The sequence below is a fragment of the Amycolatopsis sp. NPDC004772 genome (assembly GCF_053601215.1).
In genome coordinates this window covers 18,532-29,412 of record NZ_JBSGBK010000102.1, presented here as the reverse complement: position 1 = coordinate 29,412, position 10,881 = coordinate 18,532, and the positions used below count along the sequence as shown (strand labels likewise).

The following is a 10,881-nucleotide window of genomic DNA, read 5'->3' as shown; positions in this document are numbered from 1 at the left end:
CTCTTGTTTTTTTCACCCCCCCTCCCTCCCTCCCACCGCTAACCCCGCGGCGTGTTTTTTTTTGTTTGGGTTTATCTAACCCGCCTTACCACTCACGACCGGCCGCGCGCAGGTCAGCCGCCCGTCAGTGGGCCGTCAGCGTTCCTCGCGATCCTGGGGTGGTCCGAGAACCGGTGGCGAACCCCGATGGGAGTTGACCGCGCGATGACTTCGCTGGTTGCGGTGTCCACCTACGTGCCGACGACCGTGCCGATCGAATCGCTGCAGGACGAACTGGGCCTCGACGCCGGGCAGGTGCGCCGCTTCCGGCGGATGTACGGCCTCGACCGGGTCTGCCGGTCCGACGAGTCCGAAGCGGACATGGTGCTCGGCGCGGTCAGCAAGCTCGATTCCCTCCGCGGCCGGGAAGAACGCGTGCGGTACGTCGTGCGCGCGAAGACGATGCCGGCCGCGAACCCGTACCCCGTCGACCCCATGGTCGACGTGCGGGAGGCGCTCGGGCTCACCCACGCGGCCCTGTTCACCCTCACCGACCACGCCTGCGCCTCCGGGCTGCTGGCCGTCGACCTCTGCGGCACGCTGCTGGCCGCCGACGGCGATCCCGACGCGCTCGCCCTCGTCCTCACCGGGGAAAAGGCGTTCACCCACTCCGCGCAGGTCATCCCCGACACCGCGATCATGGGCGAGGCCACCGCCGCGGTACTCGTCGGCCCCGGCGAGGACCAGGACACGCTGCTCGGCTACGCCACCACCACGCTCGGCGGCCCGGGCGGCGAAGTCATCCTCGACGACGAGCAGGCCGCCGAATTCCGGCAGATCTACCCCGGCGCGGTCGCCGACGTCGCGCTCGAAGCGATCGCGGCGGCCGGGCTGGGCGTCGACGACATCGACCTCGTCCTGCCGCACAACGTCAACAAGATCTCCTGGGTGCGGGCGAGCGCCGCGCTCGGCATCCCGCGTTCGAAGATCTTCCTGCGCAACGTCGGGCTGACCGGGCACTGCTTCTGCGCCGACCCCTTTCTCAACCACCACACCGCGGACGGCCTGGGACTCATCGCGCCGGGCGCCTGTTACCTGATGATTTCCGTCGGCCTGGGGTCGACGTTCTCCGCCATGGTCTTCCGGAAATGAGGAGCGCTGCAATGAGTGTCGAATTCGAGATCTCCGGCGTCGGCATCGGGGAGCTCGCGGAGCGTTACGGCACCCCGCTCTTCGTCTACGACGGCGACGAACTGGGCGGCCGGCTCCTCGGCCTGCGGGAGCGGCTGCACCCGCGCCTGGAGATCTTCTACTCGCTCAAGTCCAATCCGAACATCTCGGTGTGCGCGTTGCTGCACGCCCACGGCGCGCGGGCCGAAGTGTCGTCGATGGCCGAGCTGATCACCGCCCGGCGGGCCGGGGTCGCCGGCGAGGACATCATCTTCCTCGGCCCCGGCAAGAGCGCGTCGGAACTGGCTGCCTGCCTGGACGAAGGCGTCTACACCGTCGTCTGCGAATCGTTCGGCGAACTGCGGCTGCTCGACGACCTCGCGCGGGAACGCGGCATCGAGGCGCGCGTCGCCCTGCGGGTGAACCCGAGCTTCGCGGTCAAGGGCTCGGGGCTCACCATGGGCGGCAAGCCGCGCCAGTTCGGCATCGACGAGGAGCAGCTGCTCGCCGCGACCGACCTCGCCGGCCGGCACCCGCACCTGCGGCTGATGGGCGTGCAGGTCTACATGGGCACCCGGATCCTCGACGAGGAACCGATCGTCGAGAACACGCGGCGCATCTTCGAGCTCGCCGAACGCGTTTCGCGGCAGCTGGGGTTCCCGCTGGAGATGGTCGACGTCGGCGGCGGCCTCGGGGTCGCCTACTTCGACGGCGAAACGGACCTCGACCGCGATCTGCTCGCCTCGATGCTGAACCCGGTGATCGACGAGTTCGCGCAGCGGCACCCGGCGACGCGGCTGGTCATGGAGCTCGGCCGGTACCTGGCCGCCACGGCCGGGACCTACGTCGTGCGCGTCCGCTACACCAAGACGTCGCTGGGGCAGAACTTCGCCGTCGCCGACGGTGGCACGAACCACCACATGGCCGCCGTCGGCATCGGCTCCTACGTCAAGCGCGACTTCCCGATCCGGCTGCTCAACCGCGTCGACGAGCCGGCCACCGAAACCTGGCAGATCACCGGGCCGCTGTGCACGCCCAACGACGTGCTGGCCAAGAAGGCCGCGCTGCCGCCGGTCCGGGCCGGCGACCTGATCGGCGTCACGCGGTCCGGTGCCTACGGCCCGACGGCGTCCCCGGTGCTGTTCCTCAGCCACGGCTACCCGGCCGAGGTCATCGTCCACAACGGACAGCACTACCTGGTCAGCGAGCGGGACGAGCCCGCGGACCTGTTGCGGCGTCAGCACCTGCACGAGTTCGCCGCGCCGGTCGCGGTGGGGGCGGAGCGCTAGGCAGATGTACCGCGCGTCCGCGACCACCCTGTCCTCCGCGCCTGCGCCGGGTTTGCAGCCGTTGCCGCTGAAGCTGGCGCTGGCCATCCGGCGCGAGTTCGCACCCGGCGAGCGCGCCATCGACGTCCCCGCGCTGCACCGGTACTTCGCCGACCTCAGCCGCGGGCACGACATCGGCTTCCGGCCCGAGCGGGTGACCCGGGCGCGCGGCAACCCCTTCCTCGAGATGGCCCGCGAACTGCTCGCCGGGCAGCTGTCCGGCGAGCGGATCGACCTCGCGATCGTCGCCCACGCGGCACCCGAGTTCGACCCGCGGCTGTCGGCGCCGGTGAACCTGACGGCCGTGCTGCCCGGCCACCCGCTGGTGTTTTCCGTGTCGGGGCAGGGAAGCCTGGCCCCGTTCACCGCGCTGCGGATCGCCGGCTCGTACGTCCGGCGCCACGGCTACCGGCGCGTCCTGGTGCTGATCATGGACCAGGGTGTCACGCCGTACGACACGCCGGACCGGATCGGCGACGCCGCCGTGGCCCTGCTGTTCGAGGCGGGCGGCGGCCGGCCGGTCCGCGTCGGCTACGAACCCGAAGCGACGCTGGACGCCTTTCCGGAACTCGAGCCGGCGGAGACGGTCGTCATCGGCCCCGGGCTCGCCGGGCTGGGTTCCTGGCCGGACGCGATCGTCGCGCCGCCCGAATTCCCGTGCACCGGCCTGTGGGCACCGCTCGCCGACGGCCCGGCTGCCGGTCCGGTGGTGCTGGCCGACCACGACCCGCGCCGCGGTGCGCTGGGGATCTGCGTGGTCGCCGAGTCCGATTGACGCGGCCCTAAGATGGGCGTTGGTCGTGGTCGGGCTCGGAAGCGGGGGACGGACAAGTGCGCGTGGTCATCGGAGAAGACCAGTTCCTGCTCCGGGACGGCCTGGTACGGCTGCTGGAAGCGCACGAATTCGAGGTCAGCGCGGCGGTCGACAACGGGCCGGACCTGCTGGAGGCCATGCTGCGCGAACGGCCCGACATCGCGATCGTCGACATCCGGCTCCCGCCGTCCTTCACCGACGAAGGCCTGCGCGCCGCCATCGAAGCGCGCCGCCGCATCCAGGGCTTCCCGGTGCTCGTCCTTTCGCAGTACGTGGAACGGCTGTACGCCGACGAGCTCCTCGCGGACGGCGAGGGCTCGGTCGGCTACCTGCTCAAGGACCGCGTGTTCCACGGCGACCAGTTCGTGGACGCCGTCCGCCAGGTCGCCCTCGGAGGCACGGTGATGGACCCGGACGTGGTGACCCGCCTGCTGACCCACAACACCCGCGACGACCGCCTCGAACGGCTCACCCCCCGGGAGCGCGAGGTGCTGAAGCTGATGGCCGAAGGCCGGTCCAACAGCAACATCGCGGGCGAGCTGGTCGTGTCCGAGAAGGCCGTTTCCAAGCACATCAACAACATCCTCGCCAAGCTGAACCTGCCCCAGTCGGAGGACGCCAACCGGCGGGTGCTCGCGGTGCTGGCGTACCTGAAGCACTGATCAGGGTTCGAGGCTGCACGGGATTTCGATGGTCACCATGGTCGGGCCGCCGAGCGGGCTGAGGATGGTGATGAAGCCGTCGATCGGGGCGAGCCGCTTTTCGATGCCCCGCAACCCCGAGCCGCCCTCGGTGTGCGCGCCGCCGCAGCCGTTGTCGCTGACGTTGATCACCAGGCGGCCGAACTCGTAGTGCACGTTGATCGCGCCGCTGTCCGCGCCCGAGTGCTTCATCGCGTTGTTCAGCAGTTCGGACACCGAAAAGTACGCGGCCGTCTCGACCGCCAGTGACGGCCGGCCCGGCAGGTCGATCGTCGTCTCGATGCGCAGCGGGTTTTCGATCGCCAGGGTGCGGATCGCGTCCGCGATGCCGCGGTCGACCAGGACCGGGGGCTGGATGCCGCGGACGAGGTCGCGCAGCTGCTGCAACGCCTTCGCCGAGCTGTTCTTCGCCTCGTCCATCAGGGACCGGGCCGCTTCGGGGTGGGAATCGAGCACCCGCATGGCGGCGTCGAGCGTCATGCCCATCGCGACGAGGTGGGTCTGCGCGCCGTCGTGCAGGTCGCGCTCGATGCGGCGCAGCTCGGTCGCCTGCGAACCCACCGCGTCGTCGCGGCTTTCGGCCAGGTGCTGCACGCGGTTGGTCAGCCGGGTCACCTCGGTCGGGGACAGCAGCGTGGCCGCGAGCCGCGCGTGCAGCTTCAGCAGGTGCGGGGCGCTCCACAGCGCGAGCGGGAAGTGCGCCAGGCCGAGGATGGCGGCGAACCAGGCCGTCGGCTGGTCGTCCACCGGGAGCACGACGTACCAGCTGCCGAGCCACTCGGCCGCCTCGGTCCCGACCAGGAACGGCATCGTGAGCCCGCGGATCCCGTGCAGGATCAGCAGCAGCGGGGTGAGGGTGAGCAGGATGCCGAGGGAGCTGTCGACCAGCAGCCACAGCGCGTCCCGCCAGTTCGCGCGGTCGCCGAGCAGGTGGTGGCAGCGGCGCAGCGGCGTGCTCCCGGCCGGCTCCGGCAGGTACGGCGAGGCGATCCGCACGTCCGACCACGCCGCGGCCGACGCGCGCACCCGGCCGGTCAGCGAGCGCATCAGCAGCACCGCCGGGGGCAGCATGAACAGTCCCACGCCCACGCCGATCAGCGAGGCGGCGGTGACCACGACGACGAACATCACGAGTTCGGTCACCGCCACCACGGCCAGCGCGCTGCCGCGCACCGTCGCCAGCCCGCCGTCGCGCAGCAGCGACCGCGTCATCGTGGCGACCGGGCTTCCGCTAGTCATGGCGCCCATTATGCGCAGGCCGGGCCGCTTTCCGCGGTAGTGCTAACCCCCGCAAACTTCCGCTCCCTAGCACCCTCGGAAACCGGCCCGCGGCTTCGTAACGTGGTCGCGGTAAAGATCGAAGGACGCGCAGGGGAGCCGCAGATGTACCAGCAAGGCGACACGGCCGAAGTCGTGCGGCTGCTGTCCGTACGCAAGGCGTACGGCAAGGACCGGGCGCAGGTTTTGGCACTGGACAACGTGACGGCGGGGTTCGCCGGTGGCACGTTCACCGCGGTGATGGGGCCGTCGGGGTCGGGCAAGAGCACGCTGCTGCACTGCGCGGCCGGCCTGGACAAGCCGACGTCCGGCTCGGTGGTGCTGGGCGGCACGGACCTCAGCGTGATGCGCGAGGTCGAGCTGACCCGGTTGCGGCGCGACCGGATCGGGTTCGTCTTCCAGGCGTTCAACCTGCTGCCCGCGCTCGACGTCGAGCAGAACGTGACGCTGCCGCTGCGGCTGGCGGGCCGTCGCGCCGACCCGGCGTGGGTGCGCCGGGTCATCGAGCAGGTCGGCCTCGGCAAGCGGCGCGACCACCGGCCCAGCGAGCTCTCCGGCGGGCAGCAGCAGCGGGTGGCGATCGCCCGCGCCCTCGTCACGCACCCCGAAGTGATCTTCGCCGACGAGCCGACCGGCGCCCTCGACACGCGCTCGGCCCAGGAAGTGCTGAACCTGCTGCGGGAGGCGACGAGCGTGGCCCGGCAGACGATCGTGATGGTCACGCACGACCCGGTGGCCGCCTCCTACGCCGACCGCGTGCTCTTCCTCGCCGACGGCCGCGTCGTCGACGAGCTGCGGCAGCCGAACCCCGAAGAGGTGGCCCGCCGGATGACCGGCCTGGTCGCCCGCGCCGAGCAGCGGCCGAGCGAGCTGACGCGCTGATGCTGACCCTCGTCTGGCGCACCCTGCGCTACCGCACCGGTGGCTTCATCGCCACCCTCGTCTCGGTCTTCGTCGGTACCGCCGTCATGCTCGCCTGCGGCGGCCTGATGGAGACCGGCATCCGGACCGTGATCCCGCCGCAGCGCCTGGCCGCCGCGCCGATCGTGGTGGCCGGCAACCAGTCCTACGACCTGCCCACGGTCGGCCACGGGGAGGACGCCTATCACGAGACGGCGACGCTGTCCGAGCGCGTCCGGCTCGACGAAGGCCTCGCCGGCACGATCAGCGGCGTACCCGGGGTCGCCCACGTGGTCCCGGACGTCTCCTTCCACGCCGAGGTGCTCGGCGACTCCGGCGGCCCGTCGGTGCCCGGCACCCAGGCCGGCCACAGCTGGGTTTCCGCCGAGCTGGCGCCCTACCGGCTGACCGAGGGCCAGGCCCCGATCCGCGAGGGCGAGGTCGTGCTCGACTCGGCCACGGCCGGGCGGATCGGCGCGCACGCCGGCGGCGAGGTCGACATCGCCGTCCGCGGGGGCGTGCACTCCTACCGGGTCACCGGCATCGCCGACGCCGGCCGCCGGATGGCCTCCGACGCGGTGTTCTTCTCGCCCGCCGAGGCCGCCGGGCTGCGGTCCGCGGCCGGGCAGGTCGACGCGTTCGGCGTCCAGCTCGCGCCCGGTGCCGACGTCGACGCCGTCACCGCGCAGATCGCCACCGCGGTGCGCGACCAGCGCGCGGTGACGCTGACCGGCGACGCCCGCGGTTCCGCGGAGTTCGCCAAGGCCGCCGGCGACGGCGAACTGCTGATCATCCTCGCGGCCGTGTTCGGCGGTCTCGCGGCGCAGGTCGCCATGTTCGTCGTCGCGAGCACCCTGACGCTTTCGGTGCAGCAGCGCCGCCGCGAAGTGGCCATGCTGCGGGCGATCGGCGCGACCCCGCGCCAGCTGAGCCGGATGATCACCGGCGAGGCGATGATCATCGGGGCGCTGGGGACCGCGCTGGCCATCTTCCCCGGCGTCCTGCTCGGCGACTGGCTCTTCGGACGGCTGACCGGGTTCGGCGTGATCCAGCCCGTCCTCAAGTTCGAGCAGGGCTTCTACCCGGTCGTCGCCGCGGCCGTCGTGGGCCTGAGCTCGGCGTGGGGCGCCGCGTTCGTCGCCGCCCGGTACGCGGGCCGCACCCGGCCCGTGGAAGCCATGCGGGAAACGGCGATCCCCACGCGCTGGCTGACCCCGACCCGGCTGTGGCTCGGCGTGTCGAGCCTGATCGGCGCGGTCGCCTTGGCCTACCTGACGATCACCGTCGTCGACGGCCCGCTCGCGGCGAGCACGGCCGGCCCGGCCGTCACGCTGGTGGCAACCGCCGTCGCACTGTTCGCGCCCGGCCTGACCAAGCTGCTGGTCGGGGTGCTGCGCCGGCCGATCCGCGCGTTCGGCGGCCTGCCCGGCTACCTGGCTTCGCTGAACGCCCGGGCCCGCTGGATGCCGATGGCCGGCGCGGTCACGCCGATCATGCTCGCCACCGGGCTCGCGATCTTCATGCTGTACTTCCAGACCACGGAGGTCGCGGTCGCGGAGAAGCAGTACACCGACTCGCTGCTCGCCGACGCCGTCGTGACGTCGGCGACCGGTGACCTGCCGCCCGATCTGGTCGCCGAGGTGCGGCAAGCACCCGGCGTCGCCGGGGCCACGGCGTTCGTGACCAGCAAGGGCTACAACGAAAAGCCCTCCGACGCGACGCAGGACGAAGACGGCGTGGACCTCACCGGCATCACCGCCGACGGGGTGGCGCGGGCGTGGGGGAGCCTCGTCGAGACCGGCAAGCTCGACGCCCTGCGCGGCAACACGATCGCCCTGCCCGCGGATCTCGCGCAACGGCTGGGGGTCGGCGTGGGCGCCAAGATCGTCATGCGGCTGGGCGACGGCTCCCGGGCCACCCTGGACGTCGTCGCGACGCTGCGGACCACCGCGGCCTCGGCGTCGGCGCTGATGCCGGCCGACACCCTGGCGCCGCACACGGCCGCGGGTTCGGCCGACCGGATCCTCGTGATGGCCCAGCCCGGGACGGCGGAAGGCGATCTGCTCGCCTCGCTGCGCGGCCGGGTCGGGGACGTCGACGGCGTGCAGGTGGCCGGCCGGGAGGCGCTCACCAAGGCGTTCCTGGCGGAGGTCCAGGCCAATGCCTGGGTCAACTACCTGATCGTCGGGCTGCTGCTCGTGTACGCCGCGATTTCCATGGTGAACACGCTGGTGATGGCGACGGCGGACCGGCGCCGGGAGTTCGGGCTGCAGCGGCTCATCGGGTCGACGCGCGGCCAGGTGATGCGGATGATGGCCGTGGAAGCGGGGATCGTGGCCGCCATCGGCGTCTTCCTCGGCACGCTGGTCGCGGCGTCGATGCTGGTGCCCTTCAGCGCGGCGGTGTCGGACAGCCTCTTCCCGTCCGGTCCTTTGTGGATATATCTTGTGATACTCGGGCTGGCCGTCGTGCTGACGGTGGTGGCCACCTGTGCGCCGACGTGGTTCACGTTGCGCACCAGGCCGTCGCCTTCGACGCTCGCCCCTGAATAGGTGGCCTCGGGCGGGCCGGAACCCCCAGAGAGGCGCTGACGAACTCTCCCCCGGATTGTCAGCGCGCGGTCAGCCCGAGGTCACCGCCCCGGCATAGCGTCGGGGCGTGAACACCGAAGAGAACGCCGCCGGGCGCTGGGACGCCATCGTGGTCGGCTCCGGGATCGGCGGGCTCGTCTGCGCCGGGTACCTGGTGGCGAGCGGGATGCGCGTCCTCGTGCTCGAACAGCACGACGTCGCCGGCGGCAACAGTCACGTGTTCCGCCGCCGCCGCGCCTACCAGTTCGACGTGGGGGTGCACTACCTCGGCGACTGCGGACCGGACGGCCTGCTGCCGCGGGTCCTCTCGGGCCTCGGCCTGGGGGACCGGGTGCGCTTCCACCCGATGGACCCGGACGGGTTCGACCGGATCGTCCTGCCCAGCGTCACCGTGGACGTGCCGGTCGGCTGGGACCGCTACGCCGACCGGCTGCGGACCGCGCTCCCCGCGGAGGCCGAGGGCATCACCCGCTACATCGACATCTGCGCGGCCGTCGCGCGGGCCTGCCGCCAGTCCGCTTTCGAGGCGGCCCCGGCGAAGGTGCCGGCCGTGATGCTGCGCTGGAGCCGCCGGACGCTGGCGCAGCTGTTCGACCACTGCGGGCTTTCGGCCCGGGCGCGCACGATCCTGGCCGCCCAGTCCGGCAACTACGGGTCCGCGCCGTCCGGCACGCTCGTCGTCGCGCACACGATGATGCTCGACGACTACCTGCGCGGCGCCTACTACCCGGAGGGCGGCGGCCAGGTGATCGCCGCGTCGTTCGTCGAGCTGCTGGAGTCGCACGGCGGCACGCTGCTCACCCGCACCCGGGTCGAGGAAATCCTGATCGAAGGCGGGAAGGCGGCCGGTGTCCGGCTGACCGACGGCACCGAACACCGCGCCCCGGTGGTCGTGTCCAATGCGGACTACCGGCGCACCGTCCTGGAACTGTGCGGTGGCCGGGAAAACCTGCCCGAGCCGGTGGTGGCCCGCGCGGAGACCGCGACCATGCGCCTGCCGCTGGCCGTCTGCTACGTCGCGCTCGACCGGGAACTCCCGCTCCCCAGCGCGAACATCTGGTACTGGCCGGACGAAGACGTCGACGCGGCCTACGCCCGGGTGGAAGCCGGCCGGCTCGACGAGCTGCCGTTCGCGTTCCTGTCCTTCGCCTCCCTCAAGGACCCGGTGCCGGGCTCGGCGTGCCCGCCGGGACACATGAACTTCCAGATCATGACCGCCTGCCCGCCCGGGTACGCGCACTGGGGGCTCACGGACGGGCCCGCGCACGGGGCGCGGTACCGGCGCGAACCCGGCTACCTCGGCGCGAAGAACCGGCTGACCGAACAGATGCTGGACCTGGCCGAGGCCGCGATCGGGCCGTTCCGCGAGCACCTCGTGCACGCCGAGACGTCGACGCCGCTGACCCAGGAGCGCTACACGCTCTCGACCGGGGGCAGCGCGTACGGCCTGCACACCTGGGGCCGGGTCGGGCAACGGCCGGATATCGATTCGGGTGTCGAGGGTCTCTACCTGACGGGCCAGAGCATCTTGCACGGTGGCGGGATCGTCGGGGTCGCGACCGGGGGCGCGCTGTGCGCCTCGACGATCCTCGGCCGGCCGGTGCTCACCGATGGCGCCGGCGGGGTGCTGGGGAATCCCGAGCTGCTCCCGGACCGCGAGCCCGGCTGGGACCCGCTGCGCACGTCCCGGGGGCTGCGGCGGCGCGAGGCCCGCGGTCTCGCCCTGCTCGACCGGGTCGTGGCGGGATAAGGACTCCTCCGGAAAAGGAAAGAACTCGGGGCCCGGTTCCGGGCCCGTGGGTAAGTGCTGCTGTCTTGACGAAGGGAATGGTGAGCGAAAGTGACGGAAACCGTGGCTGGATCGACGGAGGTCCTGGACGACCGCGTGGTCGCGGGGATCTGCGCCGCACTCGAGTCCGTGCTGGAGACGGAGGTCGCCGACCTCGGCCCGGAGACCCGGCTCGCGGACGCCGGCCTCGACTCCACCGGCGTGCTGGAACTGCTGATGCAGCTGGAAGAGGCGCTGGGCATCGAATTCGACGCCGAGAACCTGGAAATGAGCCACTTCGAGTCGGTCGGTTCGCTGGCCCGGTTCGTTTCGGCAGAAATGGCCGCCTGAG

Annotated in this window: 9 protein-coding genes; 8 read left to right on the top strand and 1 reads right to left on the bottom strand. The window is 71.8% G+C overall.

The window, feature by feature from the left end:
- Nucleotides 1–204: 204 nt before the first annotated feature.
- Genes ACWEF6_RS37470 through ACWEF6_RS37455 form a run of 4 tightly spaced genes read left to right on the top strand, consistent with a single transcriptional unit; the run spans nucleotide 205 to nucleotide 3,953 of the window.
- Entirely contained in the window at nucleotides 205–1,131 is a 927-nt protein-coding gene (locus ACWEF6_RS37470) for a 3-oxoacyl-[acyl-carrier-protein] synthase III C-terminal domain-containing protein (RefSeq protein ID WP_449687295.1), read from the top strand.
- Nucleotides 1,132–1,142: 11 nt separating this feature from the next.
- Nucleotides 1,143–2,438 carry a type III PLP-dependent enzyme gene (locus tag ACWEF6_RS37465; RefSeq protein WP_449687294.1) on the top strand — a complete coding sequence of 432 codons (1,296 nt, stop codon included), beginning with the start codon at nucleotides 1,143–1,145 and terminating at the stop codon, nucleotides 2,436–2,438.
- Nucleotides 2,439–2,442: 4 nt separating this feature from the next.
- The gene (locus ACWEF6_RS37460; RefSeq protein WP_449687293.1) at nucleotides 2,443–3,252 is read left to right on the top strand and encodes a hypothetical protein; all 810 of its coding nucleotides are present in this window, start codon (nucleotides 2,443–2,445) and stop codon (nucleotides 3,250–3,252) included.
- Nucleotides 3,253–3,308: 56 nt separating this feature from the next.
- Nucleotides 3,309–3,953, top strand: coding sequence for a LuxR C-terminal-related transcriptional regulator (locus ACWEF6_RS37455; RefSeq protein WP_086839021.1), 645 nt, complete (start codon nucleotides 3,309–3,311; stop codon nucleotides 3,951–3,953).
- Here ACWEF6_RS37455 and ACWEF6_RS37450 read toward each other — a convergent pair whose 3' ends face one another.
- Nucleotides 3,954–5,231: a sensor histidine kinase gene (locus ACWEF6_RS37450; protein WP_449687292.1), complete on the bottom strand. Its 1,278-nt coding sequence runs from the start codon at nucleotides 5,229–5,231 to the stop codon at nucleotides 3,954–3,956.
- Between the two features lie 144 nt (nucleotides 5,232–5,375).
- Between ACWEF6_RS37450 and ACWEF6_RS37445 the strand changes: the two genes are divergently transcribed.
- From ACWEF6_RS37445 to ACWEF6_RS37430, 4 genes are all read left to right on the top strand, one after another.
- Nucleotides 5,376–6,152: an ABC transporter ATP-binding protein gene (locus tag ACWEF6_RS37445; RefSeq protein WP_310969867.1), complete on the top strand. Its 777-nt coding sequence runs from the start codon at nucleotides 5,376–5,378 to the stop codon at nucleotides 6,150–6,152.
- On the top strand, nucleotides 6,152–8,722 hold the full coding sequence (locus ACWEF6_RS37440; protein WP_449687291.1) for an FtsX-like permease family protein: 2,571 nt from the start codon (nucleotides 6,152–6,154) through the stop codon (nucleotides 8,720–8,722). The genes ACWEF6_RS37445 and ACWEF6_RS37440 overlap by 1 nt, the downstream gene beginning before the upstream one ends.
- A 106-nt stretch (nucleotides 8,723–8,828) precedes the next feature.
- Nucleotides 8,829–10,511, top strand: a complete 1,683-nt coding sequence (locus ACWEF6_RS37435; RefSeq protein WP_449687290.1) for a phytoene desaturase family protein — start codon at nucleotides 8,829–8,831, stop codon at nucleotides 10,509–10,511.
- Between the two features lie 102 nt (nucleotides 10,512–10,613).
- A complete protein-coding gene (locus ACWEF6_RS37430; RefSeq protein ID WP_449687289.1) occupies nucleotides 10,614–10,880 on the top strand; it encodes an acyl carrier protein in 267 nt (88 codons plus the stop codon).
- Nucleotide 10,881 lies beyond the last annotated feature (1 nt).

Bases quoted from the DNA above. Each gene is read 5' to 3' on its own strand.
- ACWEF6_RS37450 (WP_449687292.1), bottom strand. From the start codon at position 5,231: ATGACTAGCGGAAGCCCGGTCGCCACGATGACGCGGTCGCTGCTGCGC.
- ACWEF6_RS37465 (WP_449687294.1), top strand. From the start codon at position 1,143: ATGAGTGTCGAATTCGAGATCTCCGGCGTCGGCATCGGGGAGCTCGCG.
- ACWEF6_RS37460 (WP_449687293.1), top strand. From the start codon at position 2,443: ATGTACCGCGCGTCCGCGACCACCCTGTCCTCCGCGCCTGCGCCGGGT.
- ACWEF6_RS37445 (WP_310969867.1), top strand. From the start codon at position 5,376: ATGTACCAGCAAGGCGACACGGCCGAAGTCGTGCGGCTGCTGTCCGTA.
- ACWEF6_RS37440 (WP_449687291.1), top strand. From the start codon at position 6,152: ATGCTGACCCTCGTCTGGCGCACCCTGCGCTACCGCACCGGTGGCTTC.
- ACWEF6_RS37470 (WP_449687295.1), top strand. From the start codon at position 205: ATGACTTCGCTGGTTGCGGTGTCCACCTACGTGCCGACGACCGTGCCG.